We start from the raw sequence: 18,260 nt of genomic DNA, 5'->3' as shown, positions 1-18,260 counted from the left end.
CTGATGGAACTCATTTTATGTACGCAGTGATCTTTAAAGCCAAAACCAAATCCCCTGATGCTCAGTATTCAGAAACCGTGAAAATGATGCGAGAGCTGGCGTTTAGTCAGTACAACTGCCAAGACTTTATTGCTGTCACCGAAGGCGACCAAGAAATTGCTATCTCCTACTGGGAAAGTGAAACCGATATTCAAAACTGGCATCGCGATAGCCGACACGCGGTGGCACAACAGCTTGGTCGCGAGAAATGGTATGAGTCTTATGTGGTGGAAGTGGTAAAGGTAGAGAGATGCTACTCATTCACGGATTAGATCGTTCTTGAATTCCTCTCGCAGCGACTTCTAGAGCTTGCTCGTGGAGCAAGAAAGGATTTAAGAGCGATCGCCTGCTAACAATCAAAGGGTAAATAAGCCAAACACCAACTAACTCGTTTGCTACGCTCAATTTTTCTCGCATTTTGCGTTAGAATGGCGGCGAATTTTTAATAGGTGTCATACGTCGTGGTAGAACAAGCGCAATTCTCTAAAGCATTGCTTCATCCCAAACACTGGGGACTTTGGTTTGGTATCGGTCTCGGCCGCTTGGTGTCCATGTTGCCATTAAATTGGCAAATGGGCTTGGGTAAAGCAATTGGTCGATTGATAATGAAACTCGCTAAAGGGCGCGTACGCACGGCGAAACGTAACCTAGAGCTGTGCTTTCCTGATGCGAGTCTAGAGGAGCGCGAACAGTTACTGAAGCGTAATTTTGAAGAAACAGGCTGCGCGATTTTTGACACGATCTGTGCTTGGTGGTGGTCAGATCAACGAGTTCAAGCGCATATGAACATCAAGGGCCAAAAGCATGTTCAGTCGACTCTGGACAACGGCCAAGGTGTCATTTTGTTCGCAGTGCACTGTTTACCATTAGAAATGGGTGCGCGTATTTTTGGTCAATTTAACCCAGGTGTAGGTGTATATCGTCCGCACCATAATCCAGTGATGGAATACTTGCAGGTAAAAGGCCGCCTGCGTTCAAACAAAGCTTTGATCCCGAAAAAAGACATGCGTCAGATGGTTCGCAGCCTGCGTGCGCCAGATGTGATTTGGTACACCGCTGACCAAGATTTCGGTCGTTCCAGTGCGGTATTTATTCCTTTCTTTGCAGTGCCTGAAGCGGCGACTATCACCGGTGGTACTACATTGGCCAAATTGGGTAAGGCTAAAGTCTTGCCATTCTTTGTTCAGCGTAATGCTGATAACAAAGGCTATAGCATTGAAATCGGTGCGCCGCTTGAGAACTTCCCTGGTGAGAACGAACTGGCCGATGCTATTCGTGGAAACCAAATCATTGAAGAGCAGATCAAGCGCAATAAAGCCCAATACATGTGGCTACATCGTCGCTTTAAAACCCGCCCTAATGAAGACGATCCTTCAGTCTACTAATTAGTCTTTGGTGTCTGACCTGCCATATTGTGTTTCCGCTCTACGAGCAAGCTCTAGAAGTCGCGGGAAACACAATATGGAGATCTTACTTAAGCAGCTGAGTAGACAAGCTCTACAGGTTTATTAATTGTTCGTGACGAAATGTCAAAGAGACTTCGAGGTACATTTTTAAGCGACTTCTAGAGCTTGCTCGTAGAGCGAAAAATGTACCTTGACGTCGATAACTGAATGCAATGAGCCAGCTAAGCAATCAACTCTTCCGCATAATCCTGTTCATGGGCTATTTCAGCAGCTAGATAGTCGCTCAGCTGCTTCACTTGCTCTGGTGCGAACTCCAAACCAAGTTTGCTGCGACGCCACAAAATATCTTCCGCTGTACGTGTCCATTCATGCTCGATCAGGTAATCCACTTCTTTCTGAAATAAGTCGGCACCAAAACACGTGCCCAAATCGGTCAAACTCTTGCAGTCAGCCAATAGTATATAGGCTTGAGTGCCGTAGCTTGCAGTAAAGCGTTTGGCTAGCTCTGTAGTCAGGAATGGAAACTCTTGCCGTAATTTTTGCGCGAAAGCCTGATGGTCATTGCTCATATCCCCTCCAGGAAGAGGAGAAGCATGTGTCCACTCTTTACCCATATTTGGATAATAGGTTTTTAGGTCTTTCATTGCAGACAGGGCTAATTGACGGTATGTGGTGATCTTGCCGCCAAAGATGCTTAACAATGGTGCCTTGCCATGATCGTCTTCCACATGAAGTGTGTAGTCTCGGGTCACGGCGGAAGCGTTAGAAGACTCGTCATTCAGCAACGGGCGAACGCCTGAATAAGTCCAAACAATGTCTTGTTTAGACAGCTGGGTTTTAAAGTGCTGATTAGCTACATCAAGGATGTAATCTGTTTCCGCATCACTGATGGAGACGTCTTTTGGATCGCCATGGTACTCTTCGTCAGTGGTGCCAATCAGTGTGTATTGATCTCGGTATGGGATGGCAAACACAATGCGCTTATCGGCGTTTTGCATAATGAAAGCATTGCTTTGTTCAAATAGCTTTGGCACCACAATATGGCTGCCTTTAATCATGCGAATACTGTAAGGAGCTTTGCGTTCAAGCTTGGATTCAATAAAGCTTGAAACCCAAGGGCCTGCGGCATTAACCATGCCATCTGCGGTAAAGCGTTGCTTTTCGCCAGTTTCGGTGTTGACAACATCAATCACCCAAATGCCGTTTTCACGTTTGGCGGACTCGCAACGTGTTCGAGTCATGATTAAGGCGCCATGTTCACGAGCACTCATAGCATTAGCGATCACTAAGCGAGCATCGTCTACCCAGCAGTCTGAGTACTCAAAGCCTTGTGTAATGTCCTGTTTTAAAGGACTCGAGGCATCATATTGTACGCCTTTTGATCCCGGCAGCATTTCGCGTTTACCGATGTGGTCATAAAGGAACAATCCTAATCGTATTAGCCAAGCAGGACGTAGGTGAGGGCGATGAGGCATTTGAAAACGCATCGGCGTCACCAAATGAGGGGCATTTCTTAGTAGCACTTCGCGTTCGCTCAGAGCCTCGCGTACTAAGCGAAACTCATAATGTTCCAAATATCTTAGGCCGCCGTGGATAAGCTTACTGCTCGCTGATGACGTGGCGCTTGCCAAATCATTCATTTCGCACAGGCCTACAGATAGACCTCTGCCTGCAGCGTCAGCTGCTATGCCTGCACCATTGATGCCGCCACCGACAATGAAAAGATCAAAGTGTCTGTGCGTCATGCTCTATCCCTCTCGATTTGAATTATAAGATTGAAAATGAACTTTTATTTTCGAAAATGAAAATCAATGTTCGAATACTAGAGTCAGATGTTCACTTTGGCAAGCTGATTGGTTAAAAAATTATCAAAAAAATGTGACAGTTCTAGGAAAGGATCAGTGTATGGGAGTGGCGTGGAATTTGAACTGGTGAAGATTATTCACACAGTTCAAATTTTACCGAATGTTCTTTAAGTAAAGCGCGAATCGACTTGGGAGGCTGTGCATCACTAAATAAACGATCCACTTGGGTGATGTTGCCAAGACGAACCATGGCGCTACGACCGAATTTAGCGTGATCTGCTGCGAGAAAGACTTCTCTTGAGTTAGAGATAATGCTTTGGGCGACACGGACTTCTTGATAGTCATAATCCAGTAGCGACCCATCTTCTTGATCGATAGCGCTAATGCCTATAATGCCGTAGTCCACACGGAACTGATTGATAAAATCGACCGTGGCTTCGCCGATAATACCGCCATCTCGGCTACGAACTGTGCCGCCCGCGACAATGACGTTGAAGTCTTCTTTTATGCGTAAAATCGAGGCGACATTGATGTTATTAGTGATGATTTTAAGGTTTTGGTGCTGCAGTAATGCTCGTGCTACTTCCTCAGTCGTGGTGCCGATATTGATAAATAATGAGGCGCCATTTGGAATCTCTTTGGCGATATGCTTAGCGATTTGTTTTTTCGCATCAAGCTGTAATGCCTGACGAGTATTGTAGTCCACGTTAGTGGTTGAGGATTCGCAGCTAGCGCCACCATGATGTCGACGAATGACATTTTGGTCGGCCAGAGAATTAATGTCACGACGAATAGTCTGAGGTGTTACGTTGAATTGTGCGGCCAGCTCTTCAATAGAGACATACCCTTTATCTCGAACTACCTTAATAATTTGATCTTGGCGTGTCATTTGCCCCATGCCGACTCAAACTCCTTAATAGCCGCTTGCTAAAGCAAACGAATATGGTTTTAATACTGAATATTCGAATTTGAACATTTATGTTCGATTAACAAAAATAACAACACATTCATTGCTAAGAATCTGATTGCAATGTTTTGATTAACCAAGAGAGCTAAGTCATGAGCCAATATCTACTTGCTATTGACCAAGGAACGACCAGTAGCCGCGCGATCGTCTTTGATGCGAAAGGCGTGCGAGTGGGTCAGTCCCAACAAGAGTTCCCCCAGCATTTTCCGAATGACGGTTGGGTGGAGCACGATCCAAAGGATTTATGGCAGTCAACCCTTACGGTTTGTCAAAACGTGCTCAAGGATACAGGCATTGATGCAGATGCGATAGCCTCTATTGGTATTACCAATCAACGTGAAACAACGGTGCTTTGGGATACCGAAACCGGTGAAACGGTTTATAACGCCATTGTGTGGCAAGACCGCCGTACCAGCCAATACTGCCAATCCTTGGTCGATAAAGACTACAGCGAATTGGTGCAATCCAAAACAGGGCTTCTGATCGATCCCTATTTTTCAGCCACTAAGATTCGCTGGATTCTTGAAAATGTCGAAGGTGTTAAAGAACGTGCGAAATTGGGGTGTATCGCCTTTGGTACAGTAGACAGTTATCTGCTTTGGAAGCTGACGAATGGACGTTATCATCGCACTGATGCAACGAATGCGGCTCGTACTATGGCATTCAATATCCATACGCAACAATGGGATGAAGAGCTAATCGAACTACTTGAAATCGGTGATGTGATTTTCCCTCAGGTAATGGACTCAAGTGACGATTTCGGCACCATTGATGCCCAGTGGTTGGGTGCTGAAATCCCAGTAAACGGCATTGCTGGTGATCAGCAGGCCGCGTTAGTGGGTCAAGCTTGTTTCGATCCAGGTATGGTGAAAAGTACCTACGGCACGGGCTGTTTTATGATTCTGAATACGGGCGACAAACCGCTGAAGTCAGAGCATAAAATGCTGACCACCGTAGGCTATCGTATTAACGGCAAAGTCACTTATGCACTTGAAGGCAGTATTTTTGTCGCAGGTGCAGCAATCCAATGGCTTCGTGATGGCCTGAAGTTGTTTGATGACGCAGCTGAAACGCAAAGTCTTGCGGAGCGAGCTTTAAACGCTGATACCGTATATTTGGTACCCGCTTTTACTGGATTAGGCGCACCGTATTGGGACCCTGATGCCCGTGGTGCTATGATCGGCTTAACCCGCGATACCAGTGTGTCGGATATCGTTAGTGCAGGGCTGCGTTCCGTTTGTTACCAGACCAAGGATCTCGTCGATGCCATGGCTCAGGATGGTGCTAAGTTTAGCACGCTGCGTGTTGATGGCGGCATGGTGGTAAACAACCTTGTCGTTCAGTTTTTAAGCGATGTGTTGGGTATCACAGTAGAGCGCCCACAGGTTACAGAAACCACGGCATTGGGCGTGGCTTTCCTTGCAGGACTTCGTGTGGGCATGTACGAATCGCTCGAACAAATCAGTGAACTGTGGCAATCAGAGCAACAGTTCAATCCAGAAATGGGTCAAGAAAACCGCGAAAAGCTGTACTCCGGTTGGCTTGACGCGGTGAGTAGAGTGCGTTCGGTTCAATAACGATCTTCAAGCATCTCTGTAAGCTTGCTGTACACCTAATCCTGTTCGGCAAGCTCAGAGGCGAGAAAAGTAATAAACGTTCGAATGGTTGCTGGCACAAAGCGCGATTGGCTATATTCAGCGTAGATCGTGCCATGATAGCTCCCTTGGAACGCCCAATCCTGCAACAAAGCCACCAACTCGCCTTTTGCAATGGCCTCCTTTACCACGAACTCTGGAAAAATCGAGATGCCTAGTTCTTTATGAACGGCAGCGAGACGAATCTCAGAGTGATTGCTTGCAAACGCACCTTTTGTCATTACCTGCTCTACAGTTTCATTGTTGGCAAAGTACCAACAGTGATCATCGTTTTTTTCACCTAAAGCGATGCAAGCGTGTTCTTTTAAATCCTGTGGATGTTGTGGTGTTGGGTGCTGCTCAAGGTAGCCGTGAGTTGTACAGAGTACTTGCTTAACGAATCCCACAGGTCTTGCCACCAGATGTTCACAAGGAGATTCGGTCACCTGAAGCAGCAAGTCTACTTCCCCAGTGGCTGGATCGATCATATTGTCCGAGGCGGTGAGCTGTACTTTAAGAGCTGGGTGCAGAGCCATAAACTTAAAAATCAAAGGCGCGATGATGTGCTTACTTAACGCTTTTGGGGCAGCAATTCTTAACAGGCCATTCAATTCGTTTTTTTGGCTTTCAATCCGAGCAATCGCGGCTTTTGCAGCATCCATCATCGAAAGCGCTTGTTCGTATACATCCCGACCTATCGGTGTCAGTGCCAATGAACGAGTGGTGCGCTCTAATAATTTGCTGCTCAATTGTTCTTCAAGCTTGGAGATAGCACGGCTAATGGAAGAGGGCGGCAGTTGTAGGCGCCGACCGGCTTCCGAAAGACTGCCTGCATCGACCACCGTCACAAATGTGCCGAGCTCAGGCAGTAATTTGAGTAATTCATTTGTGTTCATAAGACAAAAATAATTTGTTGGTAGGTTGTATTATTGTCTTGAACGATACAATTTAGACTGTACCTCGTCAAAAGAAACAACGAGGTAACGTGATGACAACGCTAATAAACACTCCCTACCGGCCATTATTTGGTTGGACAGAATGCATGCTGCTACTGGTCGCGATCTTTTGGGGCACCAGCTATGGATTAACAAAAGACGCGTTAATGTATGTTGGGGTGTTCACATTTATAGGCATTCGTTTCGGACTAACATTTCTAATGCTTTTACCTGTGCTGGTTCGTGATTTTAAACAAGGTAAGAATCAAGATTGGTTACGTGCCTTACCAACAGGTCTCGTGTTGTCAGGAATTTTTGTCTGTGAGGTGTCTGGCGTGCTCTATACCAGCGCCACAAATGCTGCGGTGCTGATCAGCTTATCTATGATTCTAACGGCGCTTGCGGAAACGCTGATTAATCGTAGCCGAGTACCGTCATCGTTATGGCTAATGGGCATGCTAAGCTGTGTGGGCGTGTTGCTGCTCAGCTTGCACTCAGGTTTTAAGATATCCTTCAACTTAGGGGATGGTTTGATTCTACTTGCTGCAATGGGTCGTGCGATCATGGTGACATTGACGAAACGACTGACTCATAACCGCTCCATTACCATGTTGAGTTTGACCGCGATTCAGTCATTGGTAGTGACGATCATGGCCATCATCGTTGGCTGGTTCTCACATGAGCCGATTGCTTGGTCGTCATTCACTCAACCTGCTTTTTGGCTGATTAGTTTGTACTTGGTGCTGATGTGTACGCTGTTTGCATTTTTTGCTCAAAACCTTGCCATCAGTCGTACTTCCCCAACGCGTGTTGCGCTACTGATGGGCAGTGAACCGTTATTTGGTGCCTTATTCGCCATGCTGTGGTTAGGGGAGAGCCTTTCTCTAATCCAATGGCTCGGAGCCTTGTTAATCATTGCCAGTGTTATGCGAGTCTCCACTAGTCGTTGAGTGATTATCTTGAATGCAAAAAAAGACCGGCGCGAAGCCGGTCTAACACTTAGAAGGTGATCTTTTAAACGTTATTCCCAAGAGCGTAATAGCGCGTCGTAATCGACGGTTTTGCCCTGAGGTTTTTCGTTGCTAAGCTTCGCTTTCGGCGCGCCTGGTTGGTTCAACCAGTAGGCTTCATCACGAGGCTCGTTTAGTTTTGGTCCACAGTTTTCTTGCACGCCAGCTCGCTCTAAGCGTTGCATGACTTTGTCTTGGGCTTCAGCCAATCCATTTAGAGCTTCTTGTGGTGTGGCTTCGCCTGAGGCTGCTTGAGAAATGTATTGCCACCAAAGCTGAGCTAGCTTTGGATAATCCGGCACGTTGGTACCTGTTGGCGACCATTGCTCACGGGCAGGGCCTTTGTAGAACTCAACCAAACCACCAAGGAATGGCGCTGCTTCTTGCATTTCTGGAGAGTTGATGTCCGACTCACGAATCGGCGTTAACCCAACCAGTGTTTTCTTCAAGGAAACCGTTTTAGACGTGGTGAACTGAGCGTACAGCCAAGCCGCTAGTCGGCGGTCTTCAGGCGTTGAGTTCATGAAGGTCCATGCGCCCACGTCTTGATAGCCTAGTTTCATGCCTTCTTCCCAGTAAGGTCCACGTGGAGAAGGAGCCATACGCCATTTTGGTGTGCCATCTTCGTTTACTACCGGTAGGCCTTTTTGGGTCATATCCGCAGTGAAGGCGGTGTACCAGAAGATTTGCTGAGCCACGTTACCTTGTGCTGGTACTGGACCAGCTTCAGAGAATGTCATGCCTTGTGCTTCTGGTGGCGCATACTGGCGTAACCAATCGACGTATTTCGTTGTTGCATAAACCGCAGCTGGGCCATTAGTAGCACCACCGCGAGAAACACTAGAACCCACAGGGTGACAGTCTTCAACACGAATACCCCATTCATCCACTGGTAAGCCATTTGGCAGGCCTTTGTCACCAGCACCCGCCATAGAGAACCAAGCATCGGTGAAACGCCACCCTAGAGATGGGTCTTTTTTACCGTAGTCCATGTGACCGTAAACTTTTTGACCATCGATCTCGCCTACGTGTTTGGTAAAGAATTCTGCGATGTCTTCGTAAGCGGACCAGTTCACTGGCACACCTAGCTCGTAACCGTAGATTTCTTTAAATTGCTTCTTAAGCTCTGGACGTTGGTACCAGTCATAGCGGAACCAGTATAGGTTCGCAAATTGCTGTGTTGGCAATTGGTAAAGCTTACCATCAGGTCCAGAAGTAAATTTCAAACCAATAAAGTCGTCCAAATCTAGCGTTGGGGACTTAAGGTCTTTATGCTGTTCCATGATGTCTGAAATGGGTACGACTTTTCCGTAACGGAAGTGGGTACCGATCAAGTCGGAGTCATTCACATAAGCGTCATAGATATTTCGGCCAGACTGCATTTGTGTCTGAAGTTTTTCGACCACATCCCCTTCTTGGATTAAGTCATGATTGATCTTAATACCAGTGATTTCAGAGAAGGCTTTCGCCAGAACTTGTGACTCGTATTTGTGAGTAGTCAGCGTTTCCGATGCGACGTTGATTTCCATTCCACGAAAACGTTTTGCTGCTTCAGTGAACCAAGCCATTTCTTTTAATTGCTCAGCTTCTGACAAAGTCGATACAGTAAACTCATTATCTACCCATTTTTGTGCCGCATCAGAATATTGATCGGCCCATGCCGACGCTGACCCTAACGCAACGGCCAATGGGAGCGCAGCTAAAACGAATTTCTTTTTATTGTTGTACATGTTTTACCTCAATGATTAAAGATAGGTATTTCGCTTCCATGCAGGTTCTTCCCTGTACACTCTCACTTAGCCCCAGCGCATTAGGAAGCACATCCAAAGCACGCATAGGGCGGTTGCTACGTAAAGCGAGACATCACTTAACGCAACGAAACCTAGGTGAACAAAGGCACTACTCAGTAGGCCTATAAACAAACGATCACCCCGTGTGGTTTCAATTGGCAAAAAGCCTTTGCGTTCCACACTCGGAGAAATCGCTTGCCAAGTCGTCATCGCGACGAGGATTAAAGCGATGCCAGCAAAAAATGCAGCCGTCGGTAAAGTCCAAGACATCCAAACCATTTTGATACTCCTTAAACTCGGCCTAGGGCGAAGCCCTTAGCCACATGATTTCGAACGAAGTAAATCACTAGAATGCCCGGTACGATGGTCAATACACCCGCCGCTGCAAGTAGCCCCCAATCCATGCCTGAAGCTGATACGGTCCGAGTCATGATGGCGCCGATAGGCTTGGCATCCACGGATGTCAGTGTCCTTGCCAAAAGTAGCTCCACCCAAGAGAACATAAAGCAGAAGAAGGCGGTCACACCGATGCCAGAACGAATCAGTGGCAAGAAGATTTTGACGAAGAATTTCGGGAACGAATAACCGTCAATGTAGGCGGTTTCATCGATCTCACGCGGCACGCCACTCATAAAGCCTTCTAAGATCCAAACCGCCAGTGGCACGTTAAACAAACAGTGCGCTAACGCCACGGCAATATGGGTATCAAATAAGCCAACTGAGGAATACAGCTGGAAGAATGGCAATAGGAATACCGCTGGTGGCGCCATGCGGTTTGACAGTAGCCAAAAGAACATGTGCTTGTCGCCAACGAACTTGTAACGGCTGAAAGCGTAAGCCGCAGGCAGGGCAACCAATAAACTGATCACCATGTTCATCGATACATAGATAATCGAGTTCACATAGCCCATGTACCAAGTTGGATCGCCAAAAATCTTGGCGTAGTTTTCTAGAGTGAAATTCTCAGGAAAGAACGATAACCCACTTAAAATTTCCGTATTGGTTTTAAATGACATGTTAAGGAGCCAGTAAATTGGCATCAGCAACAAAATCAAATACACCGTCATACCGATGCGGCCACGCCACATAGCATGACGTGCTTTGCGTTCAGCTAGGCTGACTACCGGTGCTTGCGGCGCTTGACTTGAGTAAGAGCCTTCAGCAATGGTTTGTTCAGACGAGCGTTGTGTGTTCATGCTTGATGAATTAGACATGCTCACCTCCTATTTGTCTTTTTGCATGTGCATGATGGTGGTGTAAAACACCCAACACACCAGCAAGATGATTAAGAAGTACACCAGCGAGAAAGCAGCGGCTGGGCCTAGGTCGAATTGACCAATGGCTTGCTGTACCAATGACTGGCTTAAGAAGGTTGTTGACGTTCCGGGACCGCCACCGGTTAACACAAACGGCTCGGTGTAAATCATGAACGAATCCATAAAGCGCAATAGCACACCGATAATCAGCACATTGGTTAACTTCGGCAGTTGGATGTAACGGAATACTGCCCAGCGAGACGCTTTATCAATGCGCGCAGCTTGGTAGTACACTTCAGGAATCGCACGAAGACCTGAGTAGCAAAGCAATGCCACCAAAGGTGTCCAGTGCCAAACGTCCATTAGTACCACCGTCAACCAAGCATGCATTGGCTCAGAAGCGTAGTTATAGTTGATCCCCAGCTTCGCCATCATCGCCCCAAAGAGGCCAATGTCCGCGCGGCCAAAGATTTGCCAAATGGTGCCGACCACGTTCCATGGAATCAGTAGCGGGATCGCCACTAAAATCAGTGCCAGCGAGGCCCCTTTACCTTTGGTTGGCATCATCAATGCGACCATAATTCCCAATGGAATTTCGATCAGCAAAATGGTGAACGAAAAGATAAACTGGCGAATCAATGCATCGTGCAAACGCTCGTCCAGCATGACTTGTTTGAACCATTCCGTGCCCACAAAGTAGCGCGTGTAAGGGTCAAAAATGTCTTGTACCGAGTAGTTCACAACCGTCATTAACGGAATGATGGCGGAGAAGGCAACGATCAAAAATACTGGCATTACCAGCCACCATGCCTTGTTGTTTTCGACCTTAGTCATGGGGCACCTCCACTAAATAATCGTTGAGATAAATCTTGGTCCATTGCTCAGGGAAGCTGACAAAGGCTTTGCCTTGGGGCACTTTTTGGTCTTCGCTTAAGCGTGCTTTCATGGACACGCCAGCAAAGGTAAAGGTGAGGATTTTGTAGGTGCCTAAGTCTTCAACGAAGTCCACATCCACTCTGAAGGCATCCACATTTTGTCCGTCCCATACATGAACAAATTCAGGTCGAATTCCAACGGTGGCTGACGTCGCATTGCGTGCTTTAAGCTCGGCCAATAACTTGGGATGAATGTTGAGGGTATGGTCGCCAAAGGTCAGCGCGTCGTCGCCAACTTCCGCTTCTAAAAAGTTCATGCCAGGTGAACCAATAAAGTAACCGACAAAGGTATGAGCCGGGTGCTCGAACAATTCACGAGGCGTACCAAACTGCACTATTTGACCTTGGTACATCACCGCGATTTTGTCGGCAAAGGTAGAGGCCTCCAACTGATCGTGGGTCACATACACCATGGTGATATTGAACTGTTCATGGATTTGCTTGAGCTTGCGACGCAGTTTCCACTTCAATTGTGGATCGATGACGGTGAGTGGCTCGTCAAACAAGATGGCAGACACGTCATCACGTACTAAGCCACGTCCCATGGAGACTTTTTGCTTTTGGTCGGCGGATAGGCCTTTGGCTTTGCGTTTTAACTGATCGGAAAGCTCAAGGATCTCAGCCACTTCCAATACTTTGGAGCGGATTTTATGTTCTGGAACGCCAATGTTGCGCAATGGAAAGGCTAAGTTGTCGTACACCGTCATGGTGTCGTACACCACAGGGAACTGGAACACCTGTGCAATGTTGCGCTCTTCTGGCTTCAGCTCATTGACGCGTTTGCCATCAAACAACACTTCGCCGTCAGAGGGTTCCAGCAAGCCAGAGATGATGTTCAATAGGGTGGATTTGCCACAGCCGGATGGACCAAGAAGTGCGTAAGCGCCCCCTTGATGCCAAACGTGTTGCATTTGGCGAATGGCGTAATCTTCCGGTTTACTCGGTGCATCGCAATAGGTATGGGCCAAGGCATTTAAGGTAATTTCTGCCATGTTAACGTCCTCCTAAACCCGCTGGTGCATGGACAAGGCGACCCGCTTCATTGAAGGCGTACAGCTTGTGTGTGGGGAAATACACTTTGATCTGTTGATCAACGTGATACTCATGTACGCCGGAAAGGTGCAGCACCAAGTCAAAGTGCGGGTTGTGTACATGAAGGAAGGTTTCACTGCCGCTGATTTCCGCTAAATCCACTCGTACCGGAAGCTCTAAATCGTCGTCAGAATGTGGCACTAGACCAATGTGCGAAGCACGCACGCCAAAGCGGTAATTGCCTGGCTCTAAAGGGCGCAAGTCGCTGTTTAACTGGAAGTGAACGCTGTCATCAAAGGTGACTTCGGTATCGCTAACACGACCCGGCACCACGTTGATAGGCGGCTCTGAAAACATTTCTGCGGTGATAATGTCTTTTGGACGGTGATAAACCTCTGCGGTTTCGCCAAATTGCAGCAGCTTGCCTTCGTGCAAAACAGCGGTATTGCCCGCAAGCGCTAGGGCTTCATTAGGTTCTGTCGTGGCATACACGGCAATGCAGTTACGGGCTTTAAACAGTGCGCGTAACTCTTGGCGCAGTTCTTCACGCAGTTTGTAATCGAGGTTCACCAGTGGCTCGTCAAACAGAATGATTTGCGAGTCTTTGACCAGTGCGCGGGCCATGGCAGTACGTTGCTGCTGACCACCTGAAAGTTGCAAGGGTAAGCGATCAAGGTAGGGATCAATACGCAGCATTTCTGCGGTTTCACGAACTCGGCGATCAATTTCTTGGGCCGACATTTTCGCAAGGCGTAACGGTGAAGCGATGTTTTCATACACCGTCATATTGGGATAGTTGATGAACTGTTGGTACACCATAGAGATGTTGCGCTCTCGAACCGGAACACCCGTAACATCCACATTGTTCATCATGATCTTGCCTGATGTCGGGCGATCCAGCCCAGCCATTAGGCGCATTAGCGTTGTTTTACCGGAGAGCGTTCTTCCCAAAAGCACATTAAATGAGCCCGGTTCTAGGGACAGATTGACGTCGTCAATCCAAGTTTCTCCATCAACAACGCGAGACACATTACTCAGCGTCAGTGACATTGTAATTAACCCTTTTTTGTTGTTATGGCCGCCACAATGATGCGGTGTGTAGTCGGCACTGTGTTTTGCTTTGCCTTAAGAGAGTGGCTTGTCGCTTTCCGCAAATGCATAAACTAATCAGTGATCAGTTTTACAATACAAAGCCTGTGCCAATATTGTGTAAGAAATGTTTTTAATTCTTTATCTATATGAAAAATATGACTTTTATATGCTTATGTTAGCTTTAGTTAGAAATGTTCGTTTCTGAATGGTGATTGTTCATATTCGTAAAAAGTGTTCAGTGAACAGTTGCTGTGAACACTTGTGAACAATACTGAGCAATTAAATTGACCTTGTGGTCAGAGGCAAGCAGAATAGCGATTGGCTTGTCGCTCCTTTCGAAATGGAGCACATAATGACGGTAAAAAAAGAACAACAAGAATCGGATGACAGTAAGGCAATGCGCAGCCCTAACGTCAACTTAAATGACGAAGAACACAAGCAGCAGATCGAGGACTCTTGGTATCGGTGCGAACAGTTTGGTCTGGAGCATACTTCTGAGCCGAATTTTGCCACCTTACCGAAAGGTGAACTCAATGATTTACGGGATCAACATCGTAATTTATTAGAGACCACGGAAAACGAGATCATTCCCTATTATGAAAATATTCTAAGCAACTCTGCGTGCATCATAGTCTTGGCGGATCGGCAGGGGCATGTGTTGAACACTTGGGGGCAGGATCGTTTTGGTCGAGGGCATTATCATGGCTTGGTTGAAGGTAATCAGTGGACTGAGCAAGGTGTGGGCACCAACGCAATAGGAACGGCCCTAATCAGTGGTCGTGCCATACAAGTTGGCCGCGATGAACACTACCTGCGCGCCAATCGTTATATGGTGGGATCGGCTTCGCCGATCTATGACACCGGTAATGAGCTACTCGGTGTTCTAGATATCTCTTCTGACGCGTATTTACCCCAAGACCATACATTAGGCATGGTCAAGCTCATGTCCCTTAGCGTTGAGAATCGTCTTATTTTCGCGGCGTTTCAGCAACGCCATTTTATTGTTAGTTTTAATACCAACCTCACCAGTCTCGATAGCCATTGGTCGGGATTATTGGTACTGGATGATCAAGGCACCATTGTTTCTGCTAACCGCCGCGCTGAAATTGTTTTAGCGCGGGACTTATCACTGCTGAATATTTCGCAGATTTTTGACTGTGATATGCGTGAAATCAAAAATCAGCCTTTGCATATGCCCATGAAGCAGCGCGCTTTGGGGCGATTTCAGTTTTATATGAAAGTGTTGCCACCGGTGACGCAGGTGATGAAAGTGCCTGACTACCGCACATCAGGCGGCTATCAAGCCCCGCCGTCGCAACTTGCCAAACCGACCATGCCCAGTAGTATTCCTGATAATGTGATTCCTCTGGATGAACTAGAGCACGGTGATCCACAGGTTAAGCGAGTGGTGAAGCAAGCTCACAAAATTATGGAAAAAGACATTCCAATCTTAATTCATGGGGAAACGGGGGCAGGTAAAGAAATCTTTGTGCGCAGTCTGCACTATCACAGTTCTCGTCATAAAGAGATGTTGGTGGCGGTCAACTGTGCTGCCATCCCATCAGAATTGGTCGAGTCTGAGCTGTTTGGTTACGAAAAGGGCGCCTTTACCGGAGCGCAAAATAAAGGCTCCATTGGCTTGATTAGACGAGCACATAAAGGCACCTTGTTCTTAGATGAAATTGGTGAAATGCCTGCTACGGTGCAATCCAGATTGTTACGAGTGCTACAAGAGCGTGTTGTCACGCCGTTGGGATCGACCGAGGTGTATCCTGTCGATGTGAAGCTGATTTCAGCGACCAACCGAAATTTAAAAGACGAAGTGACGGAAGGGCGATTTAGGCAGGATCTATACTATCGTATATCAGGCCTTAACATTGAATTGCCATCGCTCCGACAGCGCCAAGACAAGCGCAAGTTAATTTCTTACGTTCATGAGCGGTTACGATTAGAGGAGCCGGGACCGGCATTAACAGAGGCGCTACTAGAGCTTCTCGCGGGACACCCTTGGCCTGGCAACATGCGCCAGCTAGTTCATGTATTGAAAGTCGGCATGGCCATGGCGGATGGGGATGAGTTAGAAGAGTGGCATTTGCCGGATGACTTTTTTGATGATTTACAGAGCCCTGTCAATGCTAATGAAAAACAGACAGAGCCAGAGGCATACGATATCTTGATCCCTAAGCTTTTAGAGCAAACTCATGGTAACGTGTCTCAAACGGCTAAATTGGCTGGGGTCAGCCGTAATACTGTGTACAAGTATGCGAAAGAGAAAAATCTTTAAAGAGAAATCTAACGTAACGTTTTAAGGAGAGAGCGATGATTCGAGTGATCTATGAATGGCATGTCAGTCGGGGAAGCCTACAAGAGTTCAGTGAGGCTTGGGAGCAAACCACTGTATTAGTACGTGAGATCTATCAAGGCGCGCACGGTAGTACCTTGTTACAGGATGGTTCTAGGGTAGATCATGTACTGACGATTGCCCGTTGGAATTCAGAAGAAGACTGGCGTAATTTTTGGACATCAGATAATCCGCCTGAAATTATGAAAATGAGTAAGCTAGGAAATTTATTATCCGTCAAAGTGTATGAAGAACTTGGACACTATATTTCCAAGTAAATGTATCTGGTGCTCAGCAGTGATAGGGTAAAACGTGAAGAAGTTTGAGATTTCGAAATGGGCTGCGGTGATGTTAATAACAGCGAGCCTTGGGTTAACAGGGTGTGCCAGCACGGCACCATCAGGCATTTCACTACCGTTGCACCAAGCATGGTTTAATGATCAGGTCATTTATTATGTGACTACGGACGTCTCCGATCAGGAGATGGCTCGTGCCATGGGCGTAAATTATGCACCACGCCTGCGAGACGCTATTCCCAATTATCCTAAGCCGCCACGTCAGAAAACAGTGATTGAAAGGGTCTATGCTTTCCCTAACGGAGAGCAACGCAATATCTTTCCCTCAGCGCCAACCCCGGTTGGCTCAGAAAGCACTGATGTGGCTTACTCGCCCGTTTGGTTGATGTATGCAGTTAAGTGGATAGAACCCAAGCATGCAATAGAGTTAACCTCAGAAGACGCCTTGCTCGATGCAGAAGCCAAAGGCTGGGTGAATATCGAGCGCACTAACATTGTGGTGAACTGTCCAATTGTGCCATCGACTTACGTAAGTCATTGATGGTGCAGAGAGCTTAGAAAGGCGCTTGATTATACAAGCGCCTTTAATGACGTTACTTAAAAGAAATAGAAGCAAGAATACGGCGTTCGCCTTCAAACGGTTGGCGTGCATGCAAAACAGTATGGTTATTGATCCATAAAACATCGCCAGCTTGCCATTTAAAGTTTACGCATAGCTTATCCATGGCCTCTACTAGTTGTTCTAGTGCCATGGCATCCATTGGCTCCCCATCTGCTGTGGTGACGGCTTTTTCACCTTGGTTGCGAGAGTCATTCCAGCCAGTGAATACCGCAACAATAGAATTGAAGAAAGTTTTTTGTTGAGTTTCATCGTCAAAACGAATGCCTGGTAACACGCGAGTTTCTGTGCGCACATCACCGTTTTCTAGCCACTCCCAATTCATGCCCGCTTCGCGCATTTTCTCTTCTGCTTCCTCACGGGTTTTTACATGGAAGGTTTCTTTCCAAGAGCGGCCGATAGCAGATGTGTTGTCCGTTACTTCAGGCATCACGCGAACGTAGCGAACCCCTTGATCTTCAATTTTTTTGGCGAAGTCAGGAGCGATTTCAAAGAATTTTTTGCAGATTTCGCCAGAATGAAGAATGGAGGTTGCGCCACCTTTGGTTGCTGAGGTTTCACAATAAAAGAAGATGTAACCCGGAGGCGTTGGTACTTGCGCCATTTCATGGTGAAACGGGATCTTTTCTGATGCTGGGGACTCATTGGCGGTCACGATACGTGACGCTGTCACCTGTGCACGTGGAGCGGCGCCACCCACATAGGGCATGTTTTGGTAGTCTGTTTGGTCGAGCATTTTCTCGAACTCGTCAGAGTTTTCGACCGGGAAACCACGAAATAATACGGCACCGTGTTTGATCAACAGGTCATGAAGTTCAGCTTTGTTGCTTTCTACCCAATTGAAAAAGTCCATCTTATTGCTTTGAACGTCTGAGTTGTGAGGCGTTACCAGCAATGGAAAATCCAACCCATTTACTTGTTTTTGTTCTTCTAGTTTGGAAATTACCACACTCATATTTACTCCCGATTTAGCTCATCGTGTTGTTAGAGATTCATTTATTGATGTGAATCAATGGTGAATGAATTTTCCTAACTCTAATCATGTGAGGTTTAAAAGTAAATCAATAGTGAATGAATTTTTCCTAAGAAACACCGTACTTGAT

17 protein-coding genes are annotated in these 18,260 nt (G+C 46.9%); 7 read left to right on the top strand and 10 right to left on the bottom strand.

Annotated features, from left to right (window positions below; genetic code table 11):
- Nucleotides 1-17 precede the first annotated feature (17 nt).
- Together ASC49_RS10735 and ASC49_RS10730 are read left to right on the top strand one after the other, a co-directional pair.
- Entirely contained in the window at nt 18-311 is a 294-nt protein-coding gene (locus tag ASC49_RS10735; RefSeq protein ID WP_055463238.1) for an antibiotic biosynthesis monooxygenase family protein, read from the top strand.
- A 189-nt stretch (nt 312-500) separates the two neighbouring features.
- Nucleotides 501-1,424 carry an LpxL/LpxP family Kdo(2)-lipid IV(A) lauroyl/palmitoleoyl acyltransferase gene (locus ASC49_RS10730; protein WP_072242090.1) on the top strand — a complete coding sequence of 308 codons (924 nt, stop codon included), beginning with the start codon at nt 501-503 and terminating at the stop codon, nt 1,422-1,424.
- Nucleotides 1,425-1,666: 242 nt separating this feature from the next.
- Here the strand turns inward: ASC49_RS10730 and glpD are convergent, their stop codons facing one another.
- Together glpD and ASC49_RS10720 are read right to left on the bottom strand one after the other, a co-directional pair.
- Complete coding sequence (glpD, locus tag ASC49_RS10725) at nt 1,667-3,190, bottom strand: glycerol-3-phosphate dehydrogenase (RefSeq protein WP_055463236.1); 1,524 nt, start codon at nt 3,188-3,190, stop codon at nt 1,667-1,669.
- 193 nt (nt 3,191-3,383) lie between these two features.
- Nucleotides 3,384-4,148: a DeoR/GlpR family transcriptional regulator gene (locus ASC49_RS10720; RefSeq protein ID WP_055463235.1), complete on the bottom strand. Its 765-nt coding sequence runs from the start codon at nt 4,146-4,148 to the stop codon at nt 3,384-3,386.
- Between the two features lie 161 nt (nt 4,149-4,309).
- Here ASC49_RS10720 and glpK point away from each other — a divergent pair, with 161 nt between their 5' ends.
- Entirely contained in the window at nt 4,310-5,794 is a 1,485-nt protein-coding gene (gene glpK / locus ASC49_RS10715) for a glycerol kinase GlpK (protein WP_055463234.1), read from the top strand.
- A 35-nt stretch (nt 5,795-5,829) separates the two neighbouring features.
- Here the strand turns inward: glpK and ASC49_RS10710 are convergent, their stop codons facing one another.
- Entirely contained in the window at nt 5,830-6,747 is a 918-nt protein-coding gene (locus ASC49_RS10710) for a LysR family transcriptional regulator (RefSeq protein ID WP_055463233.1), read from the bottom strand.
- Between the two features lie 92 nt (nt 6,748-6,839).
- Here ASC49_RS10710 and ASC49_RS10705 point away from each other — a divergent pair, with 92 nt between their 5' ends.
- The gene (locus ASC49_RS10705) at nt 6,840-7,736 is read left to right on the top strand and encodes a DMT family transporter (RefSeq protein ID WP_055463232.1); all 897 of its coding nucleotides are present in this window, start codon (nt 6,840-6,842) and stop codon (nt 7,734-7,736) included.
- Nucleotides 7,737-7,807: 71 nt separating this feature from the next.
- Here ASC49_RS10705 and ASC49_RS10700 read toward each other — a convergent pair whose 3' ends face one another.
- The 6 genes from ASC49_RS10700 to ASC49_RS10675 form a co-directional block, all read right to left on the bottom strand.
- The gene (locus tag ASC49_RS10700) at nt 7,808-9,526 is read right to left on the bottom strand and encodes an ABC transporter substrate-binding protein (protein WP_055463231.1); all 1,719 of its coding nucleotides are present in this window, start codon (nt 9,524-9,526) and stop codon (nt 7,808-7,810) included.
- Nucleotides 9,527-9,592: 66 nt separating this feature from the next.
- Nucleotides 9,593-9,865, bottom strand: a complete 273-nt coding sequence (locus tag ASC49_RS10695; RefSeq protein ID WP_055463230.1) for a DUF2160 domain-containing protein — start codon at nt 9,863-9,865, stop codon at nt 9,593-9,595.
- An 11-nt stretch (nt 9,866-9,876) separates the two neighbouring features.
- Nucleotides 9,877-10,674, bottom strand: a complete 798-nt coding sequence (locus tag ASC49_RS10690) for a carbohydrate ABC transporter permease (RefSeq protein WP_055463373.1) — start codon at nt 10,672-10,674, stop codon at nt 9,877-9,879.
- A 135-nt stretch (nt 10,675-10,809) separates the two neighbouring features.
- Nucleotides 10,810-11,676: a carbohydrate ABC transporter permease gene (locus tag ASC49_RS10685; RefSeq protein WP_055463229.1), complete on the bottom strand. Its 867-nt coding sequence runs from the start codon at nt 11,674-11,676 to the stop codon at nt 10,810-10,812.
- Nucleotides 11,669-12,769: an ABC transporter ATP-binding protein gene (locus ASC49_RS10680; protein ID WP_055463228.1), complete on the bottom strand. Its 1,101-nt coding sequence runs from the start codon at nt 12,767-12,769 to the stop codon at nt 11,669-11,671. The genes ASC49_RS10685 and ASC49_RS10680 overlap by 8 nt, the downstream gene beginning before the upstream one ends.
- A 1-nt stretch (nt 12,770) precedes the next feature.
- The gene (locus ASC49_RS10675; RefSeq protein WP_055463227.1) at nt 12,771-13,859 is read right to left on the bottom strand and encodes an ABC transporter ATP-binding protein; all 1,089 of its coding nucleotides are present in this window, start codon (nt 13,857-13,859) and stop codon (nt 12,771-12,773) included.
- Nucleotides 13,860-14,253: 394 nt separating this feature from the next.
- On the opposite strand from ASC49_RS10675, the gene ASC49_RS10670 reads away from it, so the two are divergent.
- From ASC49_RS10670 to ASC49_RS10660, 3 genes are read left to right on the top strand one after another with little or no spacing between them, the layout of a single operon-like run.
- Nucleotides 14,254-16,185 carry a sigma-54-dependent Fis family transcriptional regulator gene (locus ASC49_RS10670; protein ID WP_082443813.1) on the top strand — a complete coding sequence of 644 codons (1,932 nt, stop codon included), beginning with the start codon at nt 14,254-14,256 and terminating at the stop codon, nt 16,183-16,185.
- 35 nt (nt 16,186-16,220) lie between these two features.
- On the top strand, nt 16,221-16,520 hold the full coding sequence (locus ASC49_RS10665; protein WP_055463226.1) for an antibiotic biosynthesis monooxygenase family protein: 300 nt from the start codon (nt 16,221-16,223) through the stop codon (nt 16,518-16,520).
- A gap of 34 nt (nt 16,521-16,554) precedes the next feature.
- Nucleotides 16,555-17,079 (top strand): DUF7482 domain-containing protein, encoded by a 525-nt coding sequence (locus ASC49_RS10660; RefSeq protein ID WP_245624692.1) that lies wholly within the window; start codon nt 16,555-16,557, stop codon nt 17,077-17,079.
- Nucleotides 17,080-17,131: 52 nt separating this feature from the next.
- Here the strand turns inward: ASC49_RS10660 and ASC49_RS10655 are convergent, their stop codons facing one another.
- Nucleotides 17,132-18,112: a TauD/TfdA family dioxygenase gene (locus ASC49_RS10655; RefSeq protein ID WP_055463225.1), complete on the bottom strand. Its 981-nt coding sequence runs from the start codon at nt 18,110-18,112 to the stop codon at nt 17,132-17,134.
- Nucleotides 18,113-18,260 lie beyond the last annotated feature (148 nt).

The organism is Marinomonas fungiae (assembly GCF_001418205.1).
GTDB lineage: Bacteria > Pseudomonadota > Gammaproteobacteria > Pseudomonadales > Marinomonadaceae > Marinomonas > Marinomonas fungiae.
The sequence above is the reverse complement of the archived record's forward strand: the minus strand, read 5'-3'. Positions and strand labels throughout refer to the sequence as shown.

Coding starts and splice junctions, on each gene's coding strand:
- ASC49_RS10735 (WP_055463238.1), top strand. CDS start 18: ATGTACGCAGTGATCTTTAAAGCCAAAACCAAATCCCCTGATGCTCAG.
- glpD (WP_055463236.1), bottom strand. CDS start 3,190: ATGACGCACAGACACTTTGATCTTTTCATTGTCGGTGGCGGCATCAAT.
- ASC49_RS10720 (WP_055463235.1), bottom strand. CDS start 4,148: ATGGGGCAAATGACACGCCAAGATCAAATTATTAAGGTAGTTCGAGAT.
- glpK (WP_055463234.1), top strand. CDS start 4,310: ATGAGCCAATATCTACTTGCTATTGACCAAGGAACGACCAGTAGCCGC.
- ASC49_RS10710 (WP_055463233.1), bottom strand. CDS start 6,747: ATGAACACAAATGAATTACTCAAATTACTGCCTGAGCTCGGCACATTT.
- ASC49_RS10705 (WP_055463232.1), top strand. CDS start 6,840: ATGACAACGCTAATAAACACTCCCTACCGGCCATTATTTGGTTGGACA.
- ASC49_RS10700 (WP_055463231.1), bottom strand. CDS start 9,526: ATGTACAACAATAAAAAGAAATTCGTTTTAGCTGCGCTCCCATTGGCC.
- ASC49_RS10695 (WP_055463230.1), bottom strand. CDS start 9,865: ATGGTTTGGATGTCTTGGACTTTACCGACGGCTGCATTTTTTGCTGGC.
- ASC49_RS10690 (WP_055463373.1), bottom strand. CDS start 10,674: ATGTGGCGTGGCCGCATCGGTATGACGGTGTATTTGATTTTGTTGCTG.
- ASC49_RS10685 (WP_055463229.1), bottom strand. CDS start 11,676: ATGACTAAGGTCGAAAACAACAAGGCATGGTGGCTGGTAATGCCAGTA.
- ASC49_RS10680 (WP_055463228.1), bottom strand. CDS start 12,769: ATGGCAGAAATTACCTTAAATGCCTTGGCCCATACCTATTGCGATGCA.
- ASC49_RS10675 (WP_055463227.1), bottom strand. CDS start 13,859: ATGTCACTGACGCTGAGTAATGTGTCTCGCGTTGTTGATGGAGAAACT.
- ASC49_RS10670 (WP_082443813.1), top strand. CDS start 14,254: ATGACGGTAAAAAAAGAACAACAAGAATCGGATGACAGTAAGGCAATG.
- ASC49_RS10665 (WP_055463226.1), top strand. CDS start 16,221: ATGATTCGAGTGATCTATGAATGGCATGTCAGTCGGGGAAGCCTACAA.
- ASC49_RS10655 (WP_055463225.1), bottom strand. CDS start 18,112: ATGAGTGTGGTAATTTCCAAACTAGAAGAACAAAAACAAGTAAATGGG.